Origin of the sequence: Prauserella sp. PE36 (assembly GCF_003311655.1) — a bacterium.
In the GTDB taxonomy this organism is placed as follows: domain Bacteria; phylum Actinomycetota; class Actinomycetes; order Mycobacteriales; family Pseudonocardiaceae; genus Prauserella_A; species Prauserella_A endophytica.
This window is the reverse complement of sequence record NZ_QEQT01000015.1, coordinates 1-23,683: the sequence shown is the minus strand read 5'-3', so window position 1 is coordinate 23,683 and position 23,683 is coordinate 1. Positions and strand designations below refer to the sequence as shown.

Annotated in this window: 23 protein-coding genes; 12 read left to right on the top strand and 11 right to left on the bottom strand. The window is 71.3% G+C overall.

The window, feature by feature from the left end:
- The first annotated feature begins 138 nt into the window (after positions 1 to 138).
- From DI005_RS00335 to priA, 3 genes are read left to right on the top strand one after another with little or no spacing between them, the layout of a single operon-like run.
- The gene (locus DI005_RS00335; protein ID WP_112273214.1) at positions 139 to 1,251 is read left to right on the top strand and encodes an MFS transporter; all 1,113 of its coding nucleotides are present in this window, start codon (positions 139 to 141) and stop codon (positions 1,249 to 1,251) included.
- Between the two features lie 9 nt (positions 1,252 to 1,260).
- A complete protein-coding gene (gene hisH / locus DI005_RS00330; RefSeq protein WP_112272727.1) occupies positions 1,261 to 1,890 on the top strand; it encodes an imidazole glycerol phosphate synthase subunit HisH in 630 nt (209 codons plus the stop codon).
- Positions 1,891 to 1,924: 34 nt separating this feature from the next.
- Positions 1,925 to 2,662: a bifunctional 1-(5-phosphoribosyl)-5-((5-phosphoribosylamino)methylideneamino)imidazole-4-carboxamide isomerase/phosphoribosylanthranilate isomerase PriA gene (gene priA, locus DI005_RS00325; protein WP_112272725.1), complete on the top strand. Its 738-nt coding sequence runs from the start codon at positions 1,925 to 1,927 to the stop codon at positions 2,660 to 2,662.
- Positions 2,663 to 2,686: 24 nt separating this feature from the next.
- Here the strand turns inward: priA and DI005_RS00320 are convergent, their stop codons facing one another.
- From DI005_RS00320 to DI005_RS00300, 5 genes are all read right to left on the bottom strand, one after another.
- The gene (locus DI005_RS00320; RefSeq protein ID WP_112272723.1) at positions 2,687 to 3,073 is read right to left on the bottom strand and encodes a PPOX class F420-dependent oxidoreductase; all 387 of its coding nucleotides are present in this window, start codon (positions 3,071 to 3,073) and stop codon (positions 2,687 to 2,689) included.
- A gap of 34 nt (positions 3,074 to 3,107) precedes the next feature.
- On the bottom strand, positions 3,108 to 3,842 hold the full coding sequence (locus tag DI005_RS00315) for an ABC transporter permease (RefSeq protein ID WP_113640931.1): 735 nt from the start codon (positions 3,840 to 3,842) through the stop codon (positions 3,108 to 3,110).
- Positions 3,839 to 4,558, bottom strand: coding sequence for an ABC transporter ATP-binding protein (locus DI005_RS00310; RefSeq protein ID WP_112272719.1), 720 nt, complete (start codon positions 4,556 to 4,558; stop codon positions 3,839 to 3,841). The genes DI005_RS00315 and DI005_RS00310 overlap by 4 nt, the downstream gene beginning before the upstream one ends.
- A 165-nt stretch (positions 4,559 to 4,723) precedes the next feature.
- Positions 4,724 to 6,463, bottom strand: coding sequence for a hypothetical protein (locus DI005_RS00305; protein ID WP_113640930.1), 1,740 nt, complete (start codon positions 6,461 to 6,463; stop codon positions 4,724 to 4,726).
- A 70-nt stretch (positions 6,464 to 6,533) separates the two neighbouring features.
- A complete protein-coding gene (locus DI005_RS00300) occupies positions 6,534 to 7,133 on the bottom strand; it encodes a TetR/AcrR family transcriptional regulator (protein ID WP_112272715.1) in 600 nt (199 codons plus the stop codon).
- A gap of 119 nt (positions 7,134 to 7,252) precedes the next feature.
- Here DI005_RS00300 and hisF point away from each other — a divergent pair, with 119 nt between their 5' ends.
- Complete coding sequence (hisF, locus tag DI005_RS00295; protein ID WP_112272713.1) at positions 7,253 to 8,026, top strand: imidazole glycerol phosphate synthase subunit HisF; 774 nt, start codon at positions 7,253 to 7,255, stop codon at positions 8,024 to 8,026.
- Positions 8,023 to 8,412 (top strand): phosphoribosyl-AMP cyclohydrolase, encoded by a 390-nt coding sequence (gene hisI / locus DI005_RS00290; protein ID WP_112272711.1) that lies wholly within the window; start codon positions 8,023 to 8,025, stop codon positions 8,410 to 8,412. The genes hisF and hisI overlap by 4 nt, the downstream gene beginning before the upstream one ends.
- Here the strand turns inward: hisI and DI005_RS00285 are convergent.
- A complete protein-coding gene (locus DI005_RS00285) occupies positions 8,379 to 8,999 on the bottom strand; it encodes a TetR family transcriptional regulator (protein ID WP_233519922.1) in 621 nt (206 codons plus the stop codon). The two genes, hisI and DI005_RS00285, sit on opposite strands and share 34 nt — an antisense overlap.
- A 95-nt stretch (positions 9,000 to 9,094) precedes the next feature.
- Between DI005_RS00285 and DI005_RS00280 the strand changes: the two genes are divergently transcribed.
- The 6 genes from DI005_RS00280 (at position 9,095) to lgt (ending at position 15,444) form a co-directional block, all read left to right on the top strand.
- On the top strand, positions 9,095 to 10,651 hold the full coding sequence (locus DI005_RS00280) for an anthranilate synthase component I (RefSeq protein ID WP_112272707.1): 1,557 nt from the start codon (positions 9,095 to 9,097) through the stop codon (positions 10,649 to 10,651).
- On the top strand, positions 10,644 to 11,219 hold the full coding sequence (locus DI005_RS00275; RefSeq protein WP_112272705.1) for a Trp biosynthesis-associated membrane protein: 576 nt from the start codon (positions 10,644 to 10,646) through the stop codon (positions 11,217 to 11,219). Before DI005_RS00280 ends, DI005_RS00275 begins: the two co-directional genes overlap by 8 nt.
- 145 nt (positions 11,220 to 11,364) lie before the next feature.
- Complete coding sequence (gene trpC / locus DI005_RS00270) at positions 11,365 to 12,174, top strand: indole-3-glycerol phosphate synthase TrpC (RefSeq protein WP_112272703.1); 810 nt, start codon at positions 11,365 to 11,367, stop codon at positions 12,172 to 12,174.
- On the top strand, positions 12,153 to 13,400 hold the full coding sequence (gene trpB, locus DI005_RS00265; RefSeq protein WP_113640929.1) for a tryptophan synthase subunit beta: 1,248 nt from the start codon (positions 12,153 to 12,155) through the stop codon (positions 13,398 to 13,400). Before trpC ends, trpB begins: the two co-directional genes overlap by 22 nt.
- Positions 13,397 to 14,191, top strand: coding sequence for a tryptophan synthase subunit alpha (trpA, locus tag DI005_RS00260; protein WP_112272699.1), 795 nt, complete (start codon positions 13,397 to 13,399; stop codon positions 14,189 to 14,191). Before trpB ends, trpA begins: the two co-directional genes overlap by 4 nt.
- 212 nt (positions 14,192 to 14,403) lie before the next feature.
- Entirely contained in the window at positions 14,404 to 15,444 is a 1,041-nt protein-coding gene (gene lgt / locus DI005_RS00255) for a prolipoprotein diacylglyceryl transferase (protein ID WP_112272697.1), read from the top strand.
- Here the strand turns inward: lgt and DI005_RS00250 are convergent.
- The 5 genes from DI005_RS00250 to DI005_RS00230 form a co-directional block, all read right to left on the bottom strand.
- A complete protein-coding gene (locus tag DI005_RS00250) occupies positions 15,388 to 16,458 on the bottom strand; it encodes a diacylglycerol kinase (RefSeq protein WP_113640928.1) in 1,071 nt (356 codons plus the stop codon). The genes lgt and DI005_RS00250 overlap by 57 nt on opposite strands.
- Positions 16,455 to 17,246, bottom strand: a complete 792-nt coding sequence (locus DI005_RS00245) for an SDR family oxidoreductase (protein WP_113640927.1) — start codon at positions 17,244 to 17,246, stop codon at positions 16,455 to 16,457. Before DI005_RS00245 ends, DI005_RS00250 begins: the two co-directional genes overlap by 4 nt.
- A 305-nt stretch (positions 17,247 to 17,551) precedes the next feature.
- Positions 17,552 to 18,322 carry an ABC transporter ATP-binding protein gene (locus DI005_RS00240; RefSeq protein WP_113640926.1) on the bottom strand — a complete coding sequence of 257 codons (771 nt, stop codon included), beginning with the start codon at positions 18,320 to 18,322 and terminating at the stop codon, positions 17,552 to 17,554.
- Positions 18,319 to 19,365 carry an iron ABC transporter permease gene (locus tag DI005_RS00235; protein WP_112272689.1) on the bottom strand — a complete coding sequence of 349 codons (1,047 nt, stop codon included), beginning with the start codon at positions 19,363 to 19,365 and terminating at the stop codon, positions 18,319 to 18,321. Before DI005_RS00235 ends, DI005_RS00240 begins: the two co-directional genes overlap by 4 nt.
- A gap of 6 nt (positions 19,366 to 19,371) precedes the next feature.
- Complete coding sequence (locus tag DI005_RS00230) at positions 19,372 to 20,289, bottom strand: ABC transporter substrate-binding protein (RefSeq protein ID WP_113640925.1); 918 nt, start codon at positions 20,287 to 20,289, stop codon at positions 19,372 to 19,374.
- A 514-nt stretch (positions 20,290 to 20,803) separates the two neighbouring features.
- On the opposite strand from DI005_RS00230, the gene DI005_RS00225 reads away from it, so the two are divergent.
- The coding region (locus tag DI005_RS00225) for a glutamate synthase central domain-containing protein (protein WP_233519921.1) at positions 20,804 to 23,683 on the top strand (2,880 nt) is incomplete at its 3' end.

Sequence of the window (23,683 nt, the reverse complement as noted above, 5' to 3'; positions counted from 1 at the left end):
CCGTTTGGGTGGTGGCGGGAGACGGGTGGGCGCAGGCATGGTGGCCTTCACTGCAGTGGTGGACAAAACAGGTACGCGCGTACTAGAACGAAGGGTGTGACGCGGTCGGCGGTGGTCCCGGAGAGGCCGGTGTCCCCGATGCGGCACCGGAACTTCCGGCTCACGTTGCTCGCCTCCACCGCCGCGTTCTCCGGCTACGCGCTGCTGCTGCCCGTCGTGCCGCTGTGGGCGGTGCGGCAGGAGGCGGGAACGTTCGCGGCGGGTGCGTCCACCGGCGTGTTCATGGCCAGCACGGTGCTCACCCAGTTCGCCACGTCGGCGTTCGTCCGCCGCCACGGCTACCGCGTGGCGATGCTGCTGGGCGCGCTGTTCCTCGGCGCTCCCACACCGCTGCTGATCGCCTCGGCCGGCGCGTGGGAGATCCTCGGCATCTCGCTGCTGCGCGGCATCGGGTTCGGCCTGCTCACCGTGTGCGGCAGCGCGCTCATCGCCGAACTGCTGCCCTCGGGCTCGGTCGCGCGCGGCTCGGGGCTCTACGGCCTGGCCGCGGGTGTGCCTCAGCTGGCCGGGTTGCCTGTGGGCACGTGGATCGCAGGGCACTGGGGCTTCCCGCACGTGTTCGTGCTCGCCACGGCGTTGCCGCTGTGCGCGCTCGTGCCGATCCTCCTGCTGCCGAGGCTCCTTCCGCGGCACGAGCCAGGCCTCGGTTCCGGGCCGGGGGCGCTCGTGCGCGCGACGTGGAAGCCATGGCTGCCGATGCTCGCTGTCTCCACCGGCTTCGGCGCGCTCGCGACGTTCCTGCCGATCGTGGTGACGTCCCCGGCCTCGGCGGTCGCGTTGTTCGTAACGCCGTTCGTGGCGATGCTCTCACGCTGGGCGGCCGGGCACCTCGGCCACCGGCTGGCGGGACCAGGGCGGATGCTGGCGGGCGGGCTCGCGGTCTCCGCCGCAGGTCTCGCCGGGTTCGCCCTGCTCGCCGAGCACCCGGTGCTCGTGGTGGTCGCCGTGGCCGTGTTCGGGCTCGGCTTCGGCGTGGTGCAGAACGACTCGCTGGTGGCGATGTTCGCGCGGGCGCGGGCGGGCTCGGCGAGCGTCGCCTGGAACGTCGCGTTCGACGCGGGCCAGGGTCTTGGCGCGGTCGCCGTGGGAGCGATCGTGTCGTGGACTAGCTTCGGCTCTGCGTTCGGGCTGCTCGCCGTCGCGGCCGCGGCGCTGCTGCCGGTCGCGTTGCTGGCGCGGCGCAGCGGTTAACCTGGAGCCGTGCCTCGAGTAGTGATCCTGGACTACGGGTCCGGCAACCTCCGGTCCGCCGAACGCGCCGTGCAGCGAGCGGGCGCCGACGTGGAGGTCACCGCCGACCCGCATGCGGCGCTGGAGGCCGACGGGCTGGTCGTGCCCGGGGTCGGCGCGTTCGCCGCGTGTATCGAGGGGCTGCTCTCGGTGGGCGGCGACAAGATCATCGGCACCCGGCTCGCCGGCGGCAGGCCGGTGCTGGGCATCTGCGTCGGCATGCAGATCCTCTTCGAGCGTGGCGTCGAACACGGGGTGGAGGCCAAGGGCACCGGCGAATGGCCGGGCACCGTCGACCGGCTGAACGCCGACGTGCTGCCCCACATGGGCTGGAACACAGTGCGTGTGCCGGAGGGCTCGGAGCTGTTCGCCGGGCTGGACGCCGAAACGCGGTTCTACTTCGTGCACTCCTACGCGGCCCGCTCGTGGGAGCTGGACTCCGAGCTCACCGGCCGCCAGCCGAAGGTCACGTGGGCGCACCACGGTGAGGACTTCGTCGCGGCAGTCGAGAACGGTCCGCTGTGGGCCACCCAGTTCCACCCGGAGAAGTCCGGCGACGCCGGAGCACACCTGCTGCGGAACTGGCTGCGCACCCTCTGAGCCCGGGCCCGCCGCCGGTTTTTATAGTGGCCCGGTGACCTTCACCCTCCTTCCCGCCGTCGACGTGGCCGATGGCCAGGCGGTCCGCCTCGTCCAGGGCGAGGCCGGCACCGAGACCTCCTACGGTTCGCCGCTGGAGGCGGCACTGCAGTGGCAGCGTGACGGCGCGGAGTGGATCCATCTCGTCGACCTCGACGCCGCGTTCGGCAAGGGCTCCAACCGGGAGCTGCTCGCCGAGGTGGTGGGCAAGCTCGATGTGCAGGTGGAGCTCTCCGGTGGCATCCGGGACGACGAGTCGCTCGCAGCGGCCCTCGCCACCGGTGCGCGCAGGGTGAACCTCGGCACGGCCGCACTGGAGGATCCGGCGTGGGCCGCCAAGGTGGTGGCCACCCACGGCGACCGCGTCGCGATCGGCCTCGACGTGCGGATCACCGAGGCCGGGCACCGGCTCGCCGCGCGCGGCTGGACACAGGACGGCGGCGACCTGTGGGAGGTGCTCGACCGGCTCGACCGCGACGGCGCCCAGCGGTACGTGGTCACCGACGTCAGCAAGGACGGCACGCTGCGCGGTCCGAACCTCGACCTGCTGCGTGAGGTCACCGCCCGCACCGACGCACCGGTGATCGCCTCCGGTGGAGTGTCCAGTGTGGACGATCTCAGGGCGCTCGCGCGGCTGGAGCGTGACGGCGTCGAGGGTTCGATCGTCGGCAAGGCGCTGTACGCGGGCGCGTTCACCCTCCCCGAGGCGCTCGCCGCCGTCGCGCGGGTCTGACGACGCCGACGGCGCCGCCCTCGGTCACTCGTCGAGCTTGACCGCTATGCCCACGGTGCGCTGAGGGCCGCCGCGAAGGCGGCTAAAGAACATCGTGACCCGGCCCGTGATGCCGTACTTGCGGGCGATGACCCTGCGGATGCGCTCGGTCGCGTCGTCGTCGAGGATGCGCGCCATGCCGGTGACCGTGCGGCCGTGCGTGGCCTTGCCGCGGAAGTCGCACGCCGCCACCTCGACGTGTGGCTCGCGCCGGATCCGCTTGACCTTGCCGGCCGTGCGGACGCTGAACAGCACCAGCTCGCCGTCGTCCCCCGCGATCCACACCGGGGTGGGCACCGCGTCGCCCGACCTGCGGAACGTCGTCAGCAGTACGTACTTCTCCGCGGCCAGCCGCTCCAGCTCTGCTCCCATCCGATCAACGTATCCGGTGAACGCTGAGAGATCGCTACGGTGTACGGCGGCGCAGCGTCGCGGCGCCGAGCAGCAGCGCGAGCAGCGCGCTGCCGGCCACGACGGCCATGTTGCGCACGAGCGTGCCGTCGAGCTCGGCCGAATGCGTCACGTGGTTGAGGGCGTCCACCGCGTACGACAGCGGCAGCACGTCGGAGATCCAGCTGAGCAGCCAGCCCATCTCGTCCCTCGGCTGGAGCAGTCCGCACAGCAGGAACTGCGGCAGCACGATCACGGGCATGAACTGGATCGCCTGGAACTCGGTGCGGGCGAAGGCGCTCACGAACAGGCCCAGCGCCGTGCCGAGCAGCGCGTCGAGCACCGCCACGAGCAGGAGCAGCCAGACCGAGTTCGCGACGTCCAGCCCGAGCCAGGTCACGGACACCAGTGCGGCGATGGCGACCTGCGCCACGGCGATGAGCCCGAAGGCGAGTGCGTAGCCGAAGACCAGGTCCGGCTTGGCGATCGGCAGCGTCATCAGGCGTTCCAGGGTCGCCGAGGTCCGCTCGCGCAGGGTGGTGACCGAGGTGATGAGGAACATGATCGTGAACGGGAAGATGCCGAGCAGGGCCGGGGCGATGGCGCTGAACTGCGCCGCCGAGTTGAAGACGTAGCGCAGCAGCACCATCAGCAGCGTCGGCATCACGAGCATGAGCACGACCGTGCGCGGGTCGTGCCGGAGCTGGGTGAGGATGCGCCGGTTGGTGGCCAGCGTGACGGGGACGCTCACAGCAGCGCTCCTTCCCTGATCAACCGCAGGAAGGCCTGTTCCAGATCGGGGGTGCCGGTGCGGCGCAGCAGTCCGCCCGGCTCGTCGTGGGCGAGCAGCCTGCCTTCCCGCATGAGCAGCAACTGCCCGCAGCGGGCGGCCTCATCCATCACGTGGCTGGAGACCAGCAGTGTCGTCCCGTGCGCGGCGAGCCTGCCGAATAGGCCCCACAGCTCGTCGCGCAGCACGGGATCGAGACCGACGGTCGGCTCGTCGAGCACGAGCAGTTCGGGCTCGCCGAGCAGCGCGACGGCGAGGTTGGCCCTGCCGCGCTGTCCTCCGGAGAGCCTGCCGATGAGCGCGTCGGCGTGGTCGGTGAGGTCCACCTCGGCGATCACTCTGTCCACATCAGACTTCGGGGCGCGGAGCACGGCCGCGAAGTAGCGGAGGGCCTCCGCGACCGTGAGATCCGGGTAGATCGCCGGGTTCTGCGTGGCGTAACCGAGCTTGCGGCGCAGCTCCCGGCTGCCCGCCGGCCTGCCGAGCACGGTGACGGTACCCGCCTCGACGAGCTGCACGCCGACGATCGAGCGCAGGAGCGTTGTCTTGCCGCAGCCGCTGGGGCCGAGCAGGCCGGTGACGGTGCCGGGCGCGATCTCGCAGCTGACGTCGCGCAGCACCACCCGGTCGCCCCGGCGCACGCGCAGGCCCTGGATCGAGACGGCTGAATTGGCCATGCGTTTAATTCTGCGAGCGTTGAGCAGCTGCCGTCAATGCCGCACTCCGAACGCAGTGGCGCGCAGCGTCTCCGTTTGGGCGGTGGTGGGAGACGGGTGGGCGCAGTGAAGGCCACCTTGCCTGCGTTGGGCGCAGGCAAGGTGGCCTTCACTGCGGTTGGGTGGCTACGCCTCGCCGGTGTGGGTTTGGCCCGCGCGAAGGGTGTCGCCGCAGTGCCGGCGTGGCCAGTTCGGGATGTCCCGCTCGACCTGGACCGTGTGCACGCGGGCGTAGGCGCGCAGGTCCTCGAGCATCTGCTGGTCGCGCACCGCGTCCTTGCGGACCCAGTCGCCGTGGGGCGCGCCCTGGTAGATGTCGTAATGGATCGGGTAGTAGTCGCGGGCGAGGCGCGGGTCGTAACCCAGCCCGTTGCCCGTGCTCCACGGTTCCCGCGTGTGGATGAAGGTGGGCTTGACCTCGTCGTACACGTAGTTCTGCTGGCCCCGCAGGTCCTGGTCGCGCACCAGCTCGGCGAACCGGTGGTTGGTCAGGCCGGCCATGTCGACCAGGTGCAACCTGCTGGTCAGGGCAGAACCGCCCAGGTCGGGGATGAGCAGCGAAGCGTTCTGCGCGCCCATCACGTCGGCGTAGCCGTTGAAGATGCGGCCGAAGCGGTCGGCGACGTAGCACGCCGAGATGTCCGGCTCCGTCCGGAAGTCCTTGGCCACCGCGCCGAACGCGGCACCGGTCGGCAGCAGCACGGCTACGAGCCCGACGACGATCCAGACCCGGCCGCGCAGCTTGGCGTGGCGCAGCACGTCGGCCGCGGCGAGCGTGGCGACCAGCGAGCCCAGCACCCACACCGGGGTGGCGAAGCGCAGCTGCGACATCCAGTCCGCCTCGAGCACCGAGAACGCGACCACGGCGAGTCCCAGCGGCACCAGCAGCGCCAGCAGGCCCCTGCGCCACCACGCCGGCCTCGCCAGCACCATGCCCACGAAGAGGACGGCCACGAGCACGGCCGGAGCGCCGGCGTAGCCCACCAGCTCACCGGGCCGGGTCAGCTCCTGCAGGGTCGGCAGATCCTGTCGCTTCGCGATCGAAGGGCTCGACAACCACAGTCCGAACGTCGCGTACCGCCACAGGAAGTACGCCCCGACGGGCACGGCGAACGCGGCGACGGACAGCAGGATGTGCTTGACGCTCGCCGCGATCCTCGGCTTGCGCAGCGCGCCGAGCACCACGAGCGGGTACACGCCCGCGTAGATGAGCCCTTCCGGACGGGTGAGCGCGGCCGCCGCCGCCAGCAGGCCCATGCCCACCGCGAGCTTGCCCCGCAGCAGCCGGTCGTCGAGCACGGCCAGGAAGACCAGCACCGCCATCCACGTGATGATCAGCGCGTAGAGCGGGTTCTCCAGGCCGGCAAAGGTCCAGATGACGAACGACGGTGTGACGGCGAGCAGACCGCCCACCGCGAGTGTCGCCAGCCACGGCCGCTTGGTGACCCTGGCCGCCGCCACGTGGCAGCCCCAGAGGATGCCCGCGACGAGCAGCAGCGAGAGCGCTTTGGGGAAGAGGACGTAGTCCGGAATGCCGAAGATCGTTCCGCGGTCGAACAGCCCGACGAGCCTGCCGAGCACCAGCAGCGCCGTCCATGTCGGGTTCGAGTAGCCCTCGACGGGTTCCGCGCCGGGCTGGACCACCGGGCCGAGGCCCTCCGCGAAGCTGCGCGCGTACGCGAACGTGATCGCGGCGTCGTCGATGATCCAGTTGCCGTACAGGGATCCGTGTGCGCCGATGAGGGCCGTGCCGCCCGCCACGGAGGCGACCGGAAGCAGCCGCGCGGCGCGCCTGCGCTTCGCGGCGGCCGGTTCGACGTCCGGCGTCTCGGAGGCGGTCTGTTCCCCCATCGCGACCGTTGTCATGCGGGCACCCTAAGGAGTCTTCGTGCCGAACAGTCTCGCACCATGAAAGGTTTCCCCAACCCGTGTGAAGCTAACGCTGCGAAGCCGCAGGCGGTTGCCCGCCATCGAGGTAATACTGAATCGCCGGGCCGACCAGTGCGACGATCTCGTCCTCGGTCGCCGTCGACATCGGCGGTACCTCGAGAACGTAGCGCAACAGGGCGACCCCCATCATCTGGGCCGCCGCCGCCGACGCGTGCAGGCGCGAGATGCCCCTCGCCCTCGCGACGGTCGCGAGTACCGCGCTGGCGAGGAACTGGCGCATCATCGTGACCGCCTGCTCGTTGGTCACGGCCGACCGGAGCAGGGCGAGGAACGGCGCCCTGGTGTCCGGTTCTGCCCATAATCGCAAAATCATACGCACGAGACGGGCTCCCTCCTCTCCGGGTGGTCCATTCAGGACCTGCGGGATTTCGTCCGCCGGATTGAACGGAAGATTCATCGCCGCGACGAAGAGTTGCCGCTTCGTGCCGTAGAAATGGTGCAGCAGCGCGGGGTTCACGCCGGCCTCGGCCGCGATCGCCCTCATGGTCGCGCCGTCGTAACCCTGAGCGGCGAACAGCCTGCGTGCGGCCTCGGCGATCTGTTCCCTCGTCTCGTTCGGTCCGGGCCTCCTGCCCGCTCGCGCCATGCGATCGAGCTTAGGCGGCCGGTGAACGCGGGCACCACGAAACCGTTACCGAGTAGATATGTCCGGGGGTCCGCACGGCTGCCCGGCCCGCCTGCGGCGACGAACCCTAAGCTGGTGACATGTCCGTTGCGGTGAGGGTGATCCCGTGTCTCGACGTGGACGCGGGACGGGTCGTCAAAGGTGTGAACTTCGCGGATCTGCGGGACGCCGGCGACCCGGTGGAGCTGGCGCGCGTGTACGACGCGGAGGGCGCCGACGAGCTGACCTTCCTCGACGTCACCGCGTCCTCGGGCAACCGCGAGACCACCTTCGACGTCGTGCGCCGCACCGCCGAGCAGGTGTTCATCCCACTGACCGTCGGCGGCGGCGTGCGGACCACGGACGACGTGAACCGGCTGCTCCGCGCGGGCGCCGACAAGGTCAGCGTCAACACCGCCGCGATCGCCAGGCCCGAGCTGCTGCGCGAGGCCTCGCGCCGCTTCGGCGCGCAGTGCGTCGTGTTGTCGGTGGACGCGCGCCGGGTTCCGGAGGGGCGCGAGCCCACGGCGTCCGGCTTCGAGGTGACCACGCACGGTGGCCGTAACGGCACCGGGATCGACGCGGTCGAATGGGCCGCGCGGGGCGAGGAGCTGGGCGTCGGCGAGATCCTGCTCAACTCGATGGACGCCGACGGCACGAAGGCGGGCTTCGACCTGGAGCTGATCCGCCTGACGCGCGCGGCCGTGCGCGTGCCGGTGATCGCGAGCGGCGGCGCAGGGGCGGTCGAGCACTTCCCGCCCGCCGTCGAGGCCGGGGCCGACGCGGTGCTCGCCGCGAGCGTCTTCCACTTCGGCCAGCTCAAGATCGGCGAGGTCAAGGACGCCCTGCGTGGTGCGGGGGTCGTGGTCCGGTGACGCTCGATGCCGAACTCGCGGAGCGCCTGAAGCGCACGCCCGACGGCCTCGTGTGCGCCGTCGTGCAGGAGCACAGCACGTCCCAGGTGCTCATGGTGGCGTGGATGAACGACGAGGCGCTGGAGCGGACGCTCACCACGCGGCGCGCGACGTACTACTCGCGCAGCAGGCGGCGGCTGTGGGTGAAGGGCGAGACGTCGGGGCACATCCAGCACGTGCGCGAGGTGCGCCTCGACTGCGACGCCGACACGCTGCTGGTGCGCGTGGACCAGACGGGCCCCGCCTGCCACACGGGCACCCACACGTGCTTCGACACCGACGAGCGGCTGCTGCTCGCGGACGATGCCGACGATCAGGCGGGAACGTCCAGCTCCCCGGTGAGGTAGCGCTGGAGGTTCGGGGCGATCGTGGCCACGAGCGTCTCGATGTCGGCGGAGGCCACGGGCTCGATCTGCGCGACGTAGCGGGCCATGCCCAGGCCGATCATCTGGGTCGCGCCAAGGCCTGCCCGCAGCTCGGGGCGGTCGCTGTCCGCCGTCCTGACGACGTTGGTGAAGATCCTGTTGACCAGGATGGTCCGCAGCGTCTGCAGCGCCTCGGGCTTGGTGGTGACGCTGCGGATGAGGGCGACGAAGGACTCGCCGCCCGCGCCGTCCCAGCGGGTGAGGAACGTGCGCACGATGTTCTCGCCGAGCTTGTCGGGACCGCCTGCCGTCACCGTCTCGACCACCTCGTTGATGTCGAACGGCACGTGCAGCACGGCCTTGGCGAACAGGCCGTCCTTGCCGCCGAACCAGTGGTTGACCATCGCGGGGTCCACGCCGGCGCGGGAGGCGATGGCCCGCACGGTGGCGCCCTCGTAGCCGCTCTCGGCGAACACGGCTCTGGCGGCGTCGAGCAGCGCCGCCTTGGTGTCCTCGCCCGCGGGGCGGCGGCCCCTGCGGCGGGCGGGCTCTTCTTTCGCGGTGGTCACGTGGCCCATCATGAACCACCGAGGTCAGAAATTCAACAGTCAGTGAATTAATCCCCGGTGGGTGCCGCCGAAAGCCGCGGCGGCACAATAACCGCATGGTAACTGCCCGTTCTGTCGACACCGGTGGTTCCGGGCTCGGGGCGATCAGCCCGAGCCGGGAGGACTTCCGTGCCTTCGCGGAGGACCGGCGCGTCATCCCGGTGGTCCGGCGGCTGCTCGCCGACGCGGACACCCCGGTCGCGCTCTACCGCAAGCTGGCCGGGGACCGTCCCGGCACGTTCCTGCTGGAATCGGCTGAGAACGGGGAGTCCTGGTCGCGCTGGTCGTTCATCGGCGTGCGCAGCCCCGCCGCGCTCACCGTGCGCGACGGCAAGGCCGTGTGGACCGGCACACCCGTCGTCGGACTGCCCACCGAGGGCGATCCGCTGACCGTGCTGCGCGAGACCCTCTCGACCCTGCACACCGAGCCCCTGCCCGGCATGCCGCCGCTCACCGGCGGCATGGTCGGCTACATCGGCTACGACACCGTCCGCTGGCTGGAGCGGCTGCCCGAGCTGGCCGAGAAGGACATCGACATTCCCGAGCTGACGATGCTCCTGGCGACCGACCTCGCCGCGTTCGACCACCACGAGGGCACCGTCACGCTCATCGCCAACGCCGTGAACTGGGACGACTCGCCCGAGCGCGTGGACGCCGCCTACGACGACGCCGTCCGTCGCATCGAGGAGATGACCCGGCTGCTCGCCGCGCCCGCACCCGCGACCAACGCGGTGTTCGAGCGGCCCGCGCCGGAGTTCACGCGGCGGAGGGCGAAGGAGGACTTCCACGCGGCCGTCGAGGCGGCCCGCGAGGCGATCCACGCGGGCGAGGCGTTCCAGGTCGTGCCCTCGCAGCGCTTCGAGATGCGCACCGGCGCCGACGCGCTGGACGTCTACCGGGTGCTGCGCACCTCGAACCCGAGCCCGTACATGTACCTGCTGCGGCTGGAGGGCTTCGACATCGTCGGCTCCAGCCCGGAGTCGCTGGTCACCGTGCGCGACGGCAGGGCGACCACCCACCCGATCGCAGGCACCCGCTGGCGCGGCGTCGACCCCGAGGAGGACGCGCAGCTGGCCAAGGACCTGCTCGCCGACGAGAAGGAGCGCGCCGAGCACCTCATGCTCGTCGACCTCGGGCGCAACGACCTCGGGAAGGTGTGCCGACCCGGCTCGGTGCACGTCGTCGACTTCTTCGCGATCGAGCGCTACAGCCACGTGATGCACATCGTCTCCACCGTCACGGGCGAGCTCGCGGAAGGCAGGACGGCGTTCGACGCGGTGCTGGCGTGCTTCCCGGCCGGCACGCTCTCCGGTGCGCCCAAGGTGCGCGCGATGGAGCTGATCGAGGAGCTGGAGCCGACGCGGCGGGGCCTCTACGGCGGTGTGGTCGGCTACCTCGACTTCGCGGGCGACGCGGACACCGCGATCGCGATCCGCACCGCGCTCATGAAGGACGGCGTGGCGTACGTGCAGGCCGGCGGCGGCGTGGTCGCCGACTCGGACGCCGACTACGAGGACAACGAGTCGCTCAACAAGGCCCGCACCGTGCTCTCCGCCGTCGCCGCCGCCAACACGCTGGCCCCCGCGACGTCCCTGGACGCGACCCGTGTCTGAGAGCCCGGCCAACAAGCGTCCACTGTGGATAGTGGTGGTCGCGCTGTTGCTCGGCGCCGCGGCGCTGTGGGGCACGTCGGGGCTGACGTGGATCGACGTGCCGCGCGGGCTGACCATCGACGGCAGGCTCGCCGACGACCTCTCCGGCGGCGACCTGATGACGTGGCCGGTGCCGCTGGCGCTGCTCACGCTCGCGGCCGTGGCCGCGGTGCTCGCCGTCCGGGGCGTTGCCCGGCGCGTACTGGGCGTGCTGCTCGTGGTCGTCGGCGCGCTGATCCTCTACCTGGCGCTGAACGGCGACGCCTACGACGTGACCTGGTCCGGCTGGGCGCCCGGCTACGAAGAATCGGCGGGGGCCCCACGGCGGACGTTCTGGGGTCCCGCGGCGGCCGTCGCGGGCGGAGTGCTCGTGCTGCTCGCCGGCGCCGTGCTCACGTGGCGTGGTCACCGCATGCCCCGCATGGGCGCCAAGTACTCCGCTCCCGGCGGCCAGCGGGCCGCGAAGGACACCGAGAAGGAGCTCTGGGACGCGCTCTCCGACGGCGAGGATCCGACCACACGGAGTTAACCCCGGCCCTTTCCCACTGGTGGACAAGGCAATTCCGACCCGGAGCCGGTGTGGCGAACCGCGAGGGTTAGCATCATTTCGGCGGGAAGGGGAAGGTTTTTGTGAGCCACCTTGCGAGTGAACACACAGCCGGTGAGGTTGCCCGGTGAGCATTCTCGAGGACATCGTCGCGGGCGTGCGGGCCGACCTCGCCGAGCGTGAGGCGGCACTGCCGTTCGACGAGCTGAAGCGGCGTGCGGCGGCAGCGATCCCGCCCCGGGACGTGATGTCGGCCCTGCGCGAGTCGGGCATCGGCGTGATCGCCGAGGTCAAGCGCCGGAGCCCGTCGAAGGGGGACCTGGCCGCGATCGCCGACCCGGCGTCGCTGGCGAAGGACTACGAGGACGCCGGTGCGCGGGTCATCAGCGTGCTCACCGAACAGCGCCGGTTCGGCGGCTCGCTCGCCGACCTGGACGCCGTGCGCGCCGCGGTGGACGTGCCGATCCTGCGCAAGGACTTCATCGTCAGCCCGTACCAGGTGCACGAGGCGCGGCTGCACGGCGCCGACATGGTGCTGCTGATCGTTGCCGCGCTGGAGCAGAACGCGCTCGTCGCGCTGCTCGACCGCGTCGAGTCGCTCGGGATGACCGCGCTCGTCGAGGTCCACAACGCGGAGGAGGCCGACCGCGCGCTGGAGGCGGGCGCGTCGGTGATCGGCATCAACGCACGGAACCTGCACACCCTCGAGGTCGATCGCGACGTGTTCGGCAGGCTCGCCCCCGGGCTGCCGATGGACACGTACAAGGTCGCCGAGTCGGGCGTGCGCGGTCCCGGCGACCTGATGGCCTACGCGGGCCACGGCGCGGACGCCGTGCTCGTCGGCGAGGGCCTGGTCGCCACGGACGACCCGAAGGGCGCGCTCGTCAAGCTGGTGACCGCGGGATCGCACCCGGCATGCCCGAGGCCGAGCCGGTGACCGACAAGGACCCCAAGCAGCAACGCACCAGCCACGGCCCGGACGAGCGGGGTCACTTCGGCCCCTACGGCGGCCGGTTCCTGCCCGAGGCGCTCATGGGCGCGCTCGACGAGCTGTCGGCCGAGTACGACAAGGCCAGGCTCGACCCCGAGTTCACCGGCGAGTTCGCGCGCCTGCTCTCCGGCTACGCGGGCAGGCCGTCGCTGCTCACCGAGGCGCCGCGGTTCGCCGAGCACGCCGGGGGAGCGCGGATCTTCCTCAAGCGCGAGGACCTGAACCACACCGGCTCCCACAAGATCAACAACGTGTTGGGCCAGGCGCTGCTCACCAGGCGCATGGGCAAGAAGCGCGTGATCGCCGAGACCGGGGCCGGTCAGCACGGCGTGGCCACGGCCACCGCGTGCGCCCTGCTCGACCTCGAGTGCGTGGTCTACATGGGTGAGGTCGACACCGAGCGGCAGGCGCTCAACGTCGCCAGGATGCGGCTGCTCGGCGCCGAGGTGATCCCGGTGAAGACGGGCTCCCGCACGCTCAAGGACGCCATCAACGAGGCGCTGCGCGACTGGGTGACCAATGTGGACACCACGCACTACCTGCTGGGCACAGCCGCGGGCGCGCACCCCTTCCCGGTGATGGTGCGCAACTTCCACAAGGTCATCGGCGAGGAGGCGCGCAAGCAGATCCTCGAGCTGACCGGGCGGCTGCCCGACGCGGTCGCCGCGTGCGTGGGCGGCGGGTCCAACGCGATCGGCATCTTCCACGGCTTCATCGACGACCCCGGCGTGCGCCTGGTCGGCCTCGAGCCGGGCGGCAAGGGCATCGAGACCGGCGAGCACGGCGCGACCCTGACCGAGGGCACGCCCGGCACGCTGCACGGCGCGCTGTCGTACCTGCTGCAGGACGAGGACGGGCAGACCATCGAGGCGTACTCGATCTCCGCGGGTCTCGACTACCCCGGCGTCGGCCCCGAGCACTCGTGGCTCAAGGACACCGGGCGGGCGGAGTACCGCGCGGTCACCGACGCCGAGGCGATGGAGGCGTTCCAGCTGCTCTCGCGCACCGAGGGCATCATTCCCGCCATCGAGTCGGCCCACGCGCTGGCCGGCGCGCTCAAGCTGGGCAAGGAGCTCGGCGAGGACGGCCACATCCTCGTGAGCCTCTCCGGCAGGGGCGACAAGGACGTGGACACCGCGGCGCGCTACTTCAAGCTCGTGGAGGACGTGTGAGTCGGCTGGCCCAGCTGTTCGAGGGGACCCGCGCGGAGAAGCGGGCCGCGCTGGTCGGCTATCTGCCGGCCGGGTACCCGACCGTCGGCGAGTCGAAGGACCTGCTGGCCGCGACCATCGACGCGGGCGCCGACCTGGTCGAGGTGGGCGTGCCCTACTCCGATCCGGTGATGGACGGTCCGACGATCCAGGCCGCCGCCGACACCGCGCTGCGCAACGGCTTCCGCCTCAGGCACGTGTTCGAGGTCGTCGAGTCGGTCGCGTCGCGCGGCGGGCGCGCCGTGGTGATGACCTACTGGAACCCGGTGTTCCACTACGGCGTCGACCGGTTCGCCAGGGACCTCGCCGCGGCGGGCGGCCTCGGCCTCATCACGCCGGACCTGACACCGGACGAGGCGGGCGACTGGCTCACCGCGTCCGACCAGCACGGGCTGGACCGGATCTTCCTGGTGGCGCCGTCGTCGTCGGAGGAGCGCATCGCGCTGACGGCCAAGGCGACCACCGGCTTCGTCTACGCCACCGCGGTGATGGGCGTGACCGGCGCCCGCGAGTCCGTCGGCGCGAGCGCGGCCGACCTGGTGGGACGCACCCGCAAGCACACCGACCTGCCGATCGGCGTCGGCCTCGGCGTGCGCTCCGGCGACCAGGCCGCCGAGGTGGCAGCGTTCGCCGACGCGGTGATCGTCGGCTCGGCGCTGGTGACCAGGGCGGCCGAGGGCACCGCAGCGCTGGGCGCGCTGGCCGCCGAGCTGGCCGAGGGCGTCCGCCGTCCCGCCGTTCCCGCCGCCTGAGAAACGTCGGTGGGTGGTGGCACCCTGATGGAAGCACCACGGTGAGTGGATGGTCGCCGACGTCCTGGCCCTAGGCGGCGCTGTCGAGCTCGTGGACGGCGCCTACACGCAGATCGCCAAGAGTAGGGCGGCACGCTGACGCTGCCCAGGCCGTTCCCGGCCGAGGTGAGCCTCGGCGGCTGAGGCGACGGCGCTCACGCTACGGTTGGCCCGTGAACACCGCGTCGGCAGTCTTCCTCGCGAACATCCCCAGCCCGGACCGGGGGGTGTACGAACTCGGGCCGATTCCGCTGCGGATGTACGCGCTGTGCATCATCGTCGGGATCATCGTGGCCATCTGGTGGGGCGAGCGCAGGTGGGCGCAACGCGGTGGGTCCAAGGGCACGATCGTCGACATCGCGGTGTTCGCGGTGCCGTTCGGGCTCATCGGTGGCCGGCTCTACCACGTCATCACCGACGCCCAGCTGTACTTCGGTGAGGGCAAGGACCCGATCAGGGCGCTCTACATCTGGGACGGCGGGCTCGGCATCTGGGGCGCGATCGCGCTCGGCGGCGTGGGCGCGTGGATCGCGTGCCGCCGCAGGGGCATCCCGCTCCCTGCCGTCGCCGACGCCATCGCGCCCGGGATCGTCGTCGCGCAGGCGATCGGCAGGCTCGGCAACTACTTCAACCAGGAACTCTACGGCGGTCCGACCGACCTGCCGTGGGGCCTGGAGATCTACCGGCGCGTCGACCCCGACAACCCGCTGGTCGAGGACCCGCTGAACGGTGTCGCCATCAGCGACGTGCCAGTGGAGGTCGTGCACCCGACGTTCCTGTACGAGCTGCTGTGGAACCTCGGGGTAGCGCTGCTGATCGTGTGGGCGGACCGGAGGTTCCGCCTCGGGCACGGCCGCGTCTTCGCGCTCTACGTCGCCGGTTACACCGCGGGCCGGTTCTGGATCGAGCTCATGCGCACCGACCAGGCCAACGAGATCCTCGGTCTGCGCGTCAACGTGTGGACCTCGATGGTTCTCTTCGCCGGCGCCGTCGCGTACTTCGTCTACGCCCGCAAGCTAGGCCCTCGCGAGGATCCGGCGACGCTCAACACCGACGAACCGGAGCCGGACGACGACACCGGCGCCGCGGCGGAACCGTCGTCGGACAAGGACGCCGAGGACAAGGGCGACCAGGACGAGGGCGAGAAGGAGGCGGACTCAGCGGCGGAGGAGTCCCCTGCCGGTGACGAGCGGAAGGTCGAGCCCGGTCAGTAGCCCGGGCGCGGCCGCCACGACGGCGGGCACGGCGTTCACCAGCCGCATGGCGGTCGCCTTGAGTCCCGCGGTGTTGTGGTCGCCGTCGGTGCCGAGCAGGCGCAGGTCCAGCGTGTAGTTCGGCTCGCCGGTCACCTGTACGCGGTAGCACCCCTGGCCGGAGGGCTGCGGCCAGTCCGGGCCGAGGTCGGGCCGCAGCCGGGTCACGTGTTCCAGCACGCAGGCGGGCTTCCCGCCGAGCATGCCCCTGATCTCGAACCGCAGTGCGGCGGCGGTGCCGCGTTCGATCGTGCCGGACGGGATGTCGAACGTCTCCGGTGCGGGCAGCCGCTCGTGGTGCTCCTCCACGGCGTCCAGCTCCACGCCGAGCCCTGCCGCGAGCTGGCGCACGACGCTGCCCCACGCGAGCGTCAGTACCCCCGGCTGCAACAGCAGCGGCTTGTCCTCCAGCGGCGAGCCGAAGCCCATGATGTCGAAGAGGACCTTGCGGTTGTCGTAGGTGGAGTAGTCGAGGATCTCCAGGCAGCGCACCTCGTCGATGCGCTCGCAGACGCCGGTGAGCACGAGCGGCAGCCAGTCGTTGGCGAAACCGGGGTCGATTCCGTTGACCCACAGGGAAACCCCGCCCTCGGCCGCCGCTTCGCGCACGGGGTCCGACAGCTCCTTCGGCACCACGCCGTCGGGGTACTGGAGGAAGACGGGACTGCTGGAGACCACGTTGACGCCCGCGCGCAGGATGCGGCACAGGTCGTCGAGCGCCTCGGTGATGCGGTCGTCGGCCATCGCCGTGTAGACGACGCAGTCGGGCCTCAGCGCGAGCAGCGCGTCGGCGTCCGTCGTCGCGGTGACCCCGAGGTCGCGGCCGAGCCCGGCGAGCGCTCCGGCGTCCCTGCCCGACTTGGCGGGGTCGGAGACCCACACACCGGCCAGCTCCAGGTCGGGGCGGGCTTCGATGCCCGCGATGGTGTGGCGGCCGACGTTTCCGGTGCTCCACTGCACCACGCGAAGTGTCATGTCAGATCCGGGAGTCCGAGTTCGAGGTTGGGTGCCTGCTGTCCGCCGTCGACCTCCAGCACCTTGCCGGTGACGTAGGAGCCCGCGGGTGAGGTCAGGTAGAGGATCGCCGCGGCGATGTCCTCGGGATCGCCGATGCGGCGCAGCGGAGTTGCGGCCTCCATGCGCTCGCGCAGCTCGGGGTTGTCCACCACCACCTGGAGCGCCGACGTGGCGACCGAGCCCACCGCGACCGCGTTGACGCGGATCTTCGGCGCGAGGTCCGCCGCGGCCAGGCGCGTGTACTGCACGAGCGCTCCTTTCGCGGTGCCGTAGGCGAGGAAGCCCCGGCCGCTGACGCGGCCCATCACCGAGGAGACGTTGACGATCGCGCCGCCGCCAGCCCGGAGCAGCGCGGGCACGGCCGCGCGGGTGAGCGCGTGCGCCGTACCGACGTTGAACCGGAACGCCTCGTCGAGGAACTCTGTCGAGGTGTCGGAGAGTGGACGGGGGAGCGTGCCGCCGACGTTGTTCACCACGACGTCGAGCCTGCCGAACGTCTCGACGGCGGCGTCCGCGAGCATGCCCGCCGCGGCGGGGTCGGTGAGGTCGGCGGGCACCACGTGCGCCTTGCGTCCCGCGTCGGCGATCCGCGCGGCGACCTCGTCAAGCTGTTCCCTGGTACGGGCGGAGAGCACCACGTCGGCACCGGCCTCGGCGAGCGCCACTGCGGTGGCCGCGCCGATCCCGCGCCCCGAGCCGGTCACGACGGCGACCTTGCCGGTCAACCGGAAACGATCGAGGATCACGCCCGAACTGTAACACGTTCTACCTGTGTTCGGGGCGGGATTACGCCGTCGGCGCCGATCGGTACCTTCGCCAGCGGCCCGCTCGCGCCGCGGTAGGTATCGGTCGGCCGCGAGGTATCGGGGGTCGCGGCGGTTCCGGGGTGCGGTGCCACGAGCCGTGTGCCACCACCGTGTCGCTGTTGCGGACCTCGACCGTTGGCACGGTTGCGCGACTCGGTGTCGGGAACGCGCAACTCGGCGCCCCGACTGCGCAACTCGGCGTCGGGAACGCGCAACTCGGCGTCGGGAACGCGGGACTCGCGCGGTTAGGTGGGGCGGCGGATCGGGGCCACCACCGGGTGACCCTCCTTGGTGTGCAGGACCTCGGTCTCCGCGGCGTAGTGGTCGCGGAGCCGTTGGGGGGTCAGCACTTCCGCGGGCTTGCCCGACGCGGCGACCTCGCCGCCGTCGAGCAGCAGGAGCTCGTCGGCGTACTGTGCGGCGAAGGTGAGGTCGTGCAGTGTCGAGACCACCGTGGTGCCGTCCTGACGGCGCAGCAGGTCGAGCCGTTCGAGCAGCGCCTGCGCGTGCCCGACGTCGAGGCCCGTGGTCGGTTCGTCGAGCAGCAGCAACGACGTCCGCTGCGCGAGCACCCTGGCGAGGACCGTGCGCTGTTGCTCGCCGCCCGACAGCGTGCGCAGCTTCCGCCCCGCCAGCGCGCTCAGGTCGAGCCGTTCCAGCGTGTCCTCCACAATGGACACGTCGGTGGCGCTCTCCCGCGCGAGCAGGCCGAGGTGCGGCGTCCGTCCCAAGAGGACGTAGTCGGTGACGGTGAGCCCCTCCGGCAGCACCGGGTTCTGCGGCGCGTACCCGAGCACGCGTGCCTTCTCCTTGCGGGGCGGCGTCTTTCCGTCCAGTTCCACCGTGCCCTGGCAGGGCACCAGTCCGGCGATCGCCTTCAGCAGCGTCGACTTGCCCGCCCCGTTGGGGCCCACGATCGCGAACCACCCGCCGCTGGACACCTCCGCGGACACGTCGCGCACCACCGGTTTGGCGCCGTAGCCCGCGCTCACGTTCCGCAACCGCAGTTCCGTCACGGCGTCCGCCCCCTGCTCGTGCGCAGCACCATCGCGAAGAACGGCGCGCCCGCGAACGCCGTCACGACCCCGAGCGGCAGCTCACCCGGCAGCGCCGTGCGGGCCACGAAGTCGGCCAGCACCAGGAACACGGCGCCACCGATGAGCGACAGCGGCAGGACCACGCGGTAGCTCGCGCCCGCGAGCAGGCGCACGATGTGTGGCACGACGATGCCGACGAAGCCGATCAGCCCGCTCACCGCGACGGCCGCGGCCGTCGCGAGCGACGCCGCGGCGAGCAGCACCAGCCGGACCCGGCCCGGCCGGATGCCGAGCGAGGCCGCCTCGGCGTCCCCGAGCGTGAGCACGTCGAGCAGCCGCGCGCAGCCGCACAGCACGACCGCGGCCACCGCGACGTACGGCAGCGCGAGCCACAGGTCCCGCCAGCCCGTGACGTTCAGCCCGCCCAGCGTCCACGTGTAGACCTGCTTGATGGTGTCGGTGTTGAGCTGCTGCACGAACGTCTGGATCGCGGTGAGGAACGCCGTGACCGCCACGCCGGCCAGCAGCAGCGTCGCCGTGCCCGAGCCGCCCGCCGAGCGGCCGAGCAGCCAGCTCAGCCCCACGCCGCCCAGCGCGCCGGCGAACGCCGCGAGCGGCAGCGGGCCGATCAGCCAGCCCGTCACGGCCGGGACGAACACCACCACGATTGTGGCCGCCATGCCCGCGCCCGCGGCGGCGCCGAGCAGGTACGGGTCGGCGAGCGGGTTGCGGAACACGCCCTGGAACGCCGCTCCCGCGCCGGCGAGCGCGGCGCCGACGAGACCGGCGAGCAGCACGCGTGGCGCGCGCAGCTCCCACACGATCGCCGCCTCACGTTCCGACAGCGGCGACGTGCCACCCGTCACCTGAGCGGCGAGCTCGCCGAGCACCCGCTGCCAGCCGAGCTCCCCGGAACCGGCGACCACCGCGAACACCATGGCCGCCAGCAGCACGAGCAGCGCCACGACCACCGTGCGCGGGCGCAGGCGGGTCGTGGGCGGGCGGGAGCGGGTCCGCAGCATCGGGACCTACTTGCCGGCGACGGCGTCGGCCACGGTGCGCACCAGCTCCACCAGACGCGGGCTCCACCGGGACGCGATGTCGTCGTCGAGCGCGAAGACCCGGTCCTGTTTGACGGCCGAGAGCGTGTCCCAGCCGGGGCGGGCGGCGACGGTGTCCGCGTTCTGCCCGCAGCACCTGGTGTCGGCGAGGAAGATCAGGTCCGGGTCCTCCCGCAGGATGGTCTCCGCGGAGAGCTGCGGGTAGCCGCCGAGCGCGTTGGGGTCGCCCTGGTCGGCGATGTTGATGAGCCCGAAGAGCCCGTAGACCTGCCCGATGAACGTCGCCGAGGTCACGCTGTAGAACGTCGGGTCGAGCTCGTGGTAGTAGCGCAGCGGCTCTGCCGGTTCTGGCGCGTCGGCCACGAGCTTGTCGATCTCCTCCTTGGTGCGTCGCGCGAGGTCCGCGCCCTCGGCTGCGTGGCCGGTGGCCTTGCCCACCAGCTCGAACTGGTCGTACGCGGCGTCGAGCGTGGCGGGAGCGGGCAGGACCAGGGTCTCGGTGCCGGTCTTGCCGAGCGTCTCGGCGAGCTTGCCGTCGAGGTCCGACTCGACGATGACGAGGTCGGGGTTGTGGCCCGCGATCGCCACCGGGTCGATGTTGATGCCCGACAGCGACGTCTTCGGCGCCTCGGCCGGGTAGGTCGAGGCCGAGTCGACGGCCACCACCTGGTCGCCGGCTCCCACGGCGAAGAGGGTCTCCGTCGTCGACGGCGAGAGCGAGACGATCCGCTCCGGCCGCTGCTCGATCGTCACCGCCGGCGCGCCCTCCGGGCGCAGCTCCACGGGGAAGTCGGCGGCGGCCGGCGAAGGGGCCGGCTCTTCCGGCGCGCGGTCGGCGCAGCCGGCGAGAGCGAGCGCCGAGACCGCGGAGAGCACGCCGAGCATGGCGAACGGCCTGCGGCGGTGACGGGGTACACGGGACATGAGGACCTCGACTGTTCGGCCGGCCCTGGCCGCGCCCGGCCGGCGAGCGGTCCTGGACGCCGCGACCCCTGGACCGGAGGTGGATGGCGTCGGCGCGAGTGCAGGCGACCTGACTCGACCCCGCCGTCACGGTTCGTGCTCGGTCCGGTACGGCTGGGCATCACAGTTGCGGCACAGCGCCGGATTCGCACCGGACTTCGCTGCCGCTCGCGTCGAAGGAGGACGCTACCAGGCGAAACCGAGGTGAACTCCGGGAACCCGGGCGTCGGGTAGAATCGGTGGGCGAGCCAAGAGCTCAGTGCCCATCAAGAACGATGTCGTTCAGAGCTGCCAGATCGTTACAGTCGACAGCTGAAATGGCCACTCCGAACCGGTGCCCTGACGTTTCCCAGATGTTAAGGTCGCGCTAATAAGCGGGCCATTGTCGTCCCGTGCCCAGCACTTATCGAGCACGAAGACGACGCAGGAGGTCCCCTTGATCTTCTCCGCGATTCCGTCTCCACAGGGCCTCTACGACCCTGCGACGGAACAGGATTCCTGCGGTGTAGCCATGGTCGCGCACGTCCGTGGTGTCCGCTCCCACAGCATCGTCACCGACGGTCTCAACGCACTCACGAACCTGGACCACCGTGGCGCCGCCGGCGCCGAGCCCACCAGTGGCGACGGCGCGGGCATCCTGGTGCAGCTGCCCGACGACCTGCTGCGGGCGGAGGCGGAGTTCGAGCTGCCGAGGCCCGACGCCTTCGGCCAGCACCACTACGCCGCCGGCATCGCCTTCCTGCCCGCCGACGCCGAGCAGCGCCGCAAGGCCGTCGAGCTCGTCGAGCGGATCGCCGACGAGGAGAACCTCACCGTGCTCGGCTGGCGGGACGTGCCGGCCGACGCCGATGCCGCCGGCATCGGCCCCACGGCGCGCTCCGTGATGCCGCACTTCGCGATGCTGTGCGTCACGGGCAAGGCCGACGCCGACGGCGAGCTGCCCAGCGGCATCGAGCTCGACCGGCTCGCGTTCTGCCTGCGCAAGCGGGCCGAGCACGAGAGCGAGGCGTCCGGCTGCGGCGTGTACTTCCCTTCGCTGTCCTCACGGACGATGGTCTACAAGGGCATGCTCACCCCCGCGCAGTTGCCGGCGTTCTTCGCCGACCTCCGGGACGAGCGGCTGGTCAGCGCCATCGCGCTGGTGCACAGCCGGTTCTCCACCAACACGTTCCCTTCCTGGCCACTGGCTCACCCTTTCCGGTTCGTGGCACACAACGGCGAGATCAACACCATCCGCGGCAACCGCAACCGCATGCGCGCCCGCGAGGCGCTGCTGGAGTCGGACCTGCTGCCCGGTGACCTGACGCGGCTGTATCCGGTGTGCTCGCCGGAGGCGTCGGACTCGGCGTCCTTCGACGAGGTGCTCGAGCTGCTGCACCTCGGCGGGCGCAGCCTGCCGCACGCCGTGCTGATGATGATCCCGGAGGCGTGGGAGAACCACGCCACCATGGACGAGCAGCGCCGCGCGTTCTACCAGTTCCACGCGAGCCTGATGGAGCCGTGGGACGGCCCGGCGTGTGTGACGTTCACCGACGGCACGCTCGTCGGCGCGGTGCTCGACCGCAACGGCCTGCGGCCCGCGCGTTGGTGGCAGACCGCCGACGACCGCGTGGTGCTGGCCAGTGAGGCCGGTGTGCTCGACGTCCCGCCGAAGGACGTCATCGCCAAGGGCAGGCTCAAGCCGGGCCGTATGTTCCTCGTGGACACCGAGGCGGGCCGCATCGTCAACGACGACGAGATCAAGGCAGGGCTCGCCGCCGAGGCGCCCTACGAGGAGTGGTTGCACGCGGGCCTGCTGACGTTGTCCGAGTTGCCCGACCGCGACCACATCACGCAGACGCACGCCTCGGTGCTGCGCCGCCAGCTGGCGTTCGGCTACACCGAGGAGGAGCTGAAGATCCTGCTCGGCCCGATGGCCGAAAAGGGCACCGAGCCGTTGGGCTCGATGGGCACGGACACCCCGCCCGCGGTGCTGTCCAAGCGGTCCCGCTCGCTGTACGACTACTTCAAGCAGGGCTTCGCGCAGGTGACCAACCCGCCGCTGGACGCGATCCGCGAGGAACTGGTCACCTCGATGAGCCGGATCATGGGGCCCGAGCAGAACCTGCTGGAGCCGGGACCCGCCTCGTGCAGGCACATCCAGCTGGCTTCCCCGGTGATCGACAACGACGAGCTCGCCAAGCTGATCCACGTCAACGACGACGGGGACCTGCCAGGCTTCGCCTGTACCGTCCTCTCCGGACTGTACGAAGTGGACGGCGGAGGCCCGGCGCTCGCCGAGGCGATCGAGCGAGTGCGCCGCGAGGCGTCAGAGGCGATCGCCGCCGGCGCGCGCACCCTCGTGCTCTCCGACCGCGACGCCGACCACCGCATGGCGCCCATCCCGTCGCTGCTGCTGGTCTCCGCGGTGCACCACCACCTGGTGCGCACCAAGGAGCGGCTGCGCGTCGCGCTCGTCGTCGAGACGGGCGACGCCCGCGAGGTGCACCACGTCGCGCTGCTGCTCGGCTACGGCGCCGCGGCGGTCAACCCCTATCTCGCCTTCGAGACGATCGAGGACATGATCGGGCAGGGCGCGATCACCGGCATCGAGCCGGCGAAGGCGGTCCGCAACTACGTGCAGGCCCTCGTCAAGGGCGTCCTCAAGATCATGTCGAAGATGGGCATCTCGACGGTCGGCGCCTACACGGCCGCGCAGGTGTTCGAGTCGCTGGGCCTGTCGCAGGAGGTGCTCGACGAGTACTTCACCGGCACGATCTCCAAACTCGGCGGCGTTGGGCTCGACGTGCTCGCCGAGGAGGTCGCCGTGCGGCACCGGCGCGCCTACCCGGACAACCCGACCGAGCGCGTGCACCGCGGCCTGGAGACCGGCGGCGAGTACGCCTACCGCCGCGAGGGCGAGCTGCACCTGTTCACGCCCGAGACCGTGTTCCTGCTCCAGCACGCGAGCAAGACGCGCAGGGACGAGGCGTACCGCGCCTACGCCGACGAGGTGAACCGGCTCAACCGCGAGGGCGGCGTGCTGCGCGGGATGTTCGCCTTCCGCAACGAGAACCGGCAGCCGGTGCCGATCGACGAGGTCGAGTCGGTGGAGTCGATCTGCAAGCGGTTCAACACCGGCGCCATGTCGTACGGCTCCATTTCGGCAGAGGCGCACCAGACGCTCGCGATCGCGATGAACCGCATCGGCGGCCGGTCCAACACCGGTGAGGGCGGCGAGGACCCGGAGCGGCTCTACGATCCCGAGCGCCGGAGCGCGATCAAGCAGGTCGCGAGTGGACGGTTCGGGGTGACGAGCGAGTACCTCGTCAACGCC

Excerpts from the sequence above, each read along its gene's own strand:
- hisF (WP_112272713.1), top strand. The coding sequence starts at position 7,253 with ATGTCCGTTGCGGTGAGGGTGATCCCGTGTCTCGACGTGGACGCGGGA.
- DI005_RS00230 (WP_113640925.1), bottom strand. The coding sequence starts at position 20,289 with ATGCTCGGCGTGCTCTCCGCGGTCTCGGCGCTCGCTCTCGCCGGCTGC.
- DI005_RS00320 (WP_112272723.1), bottom strand. The coding sequence starts at position 3,073 with ATGGGAGCAGAGCTGGAGCGGCTGGCCGCGGAGAAGTACGTACTGCTG.
- DI005_RS00280 (WP_112272707.1), top strand. The coding sequence starts at position 9,095 with ATGGTAACTGCCCGTTCTGTCGACACCGGTGGTTCCGGGCTCGGGGCG.
- trpB (WP_113640929.1), top strand. The coding sequence starts at position 12,153 with ATGCCCGAGGCCGAGCCGGTGACCGACAAGGACCCCAAGCAGCAACGC.
- DI005_RS00305 (WP_113640930.1), bottom strand. The coding sequence starts at position 6,463 with ATGACAACGGTCGCGATGGGGGAACAGACCGCCTCCGAGACGCCGGAC.
- DI005_RS00310 (WP_112272719.1), bottom strand. The coding sequence starts at position 4,558 with ATGGCCAATTCAGCCGTCTCGATCCAGGGCCTGCGCGTGCGCCGGGGC.
- DI005_RS00235 (WP_112272689.1), bottom strand. The coding sequence starts at position 19,365 with ATGCTGCGGACCCGCTCCCGCCCGCCCACGACCCGCCTGCGCCCGCGC.
- DI005_RS00250 (WP_113640928.1), bottom strand. The coding sequence starts at position 16,458 with ATGACACTTCGCGTGGTGCAGTGGAGCACCGGAAACGTCGGCCGCCAC.
- DI005_RS00300 (WP_112272715.1), bottom strand. The coding sequence starts at position 7,133 with ATGGCGCGAGCGGGCAGGAGGCCCGGACCGAACGAGACGAGGGAACAG.
- DI005_RS00335 (WP_112273214.1), top strand. The coding sequence starts at position 139 with ATGCGGCACCGGAACTTCCGGCTCACGTTGCTCGCCTCCACCGCCGCG.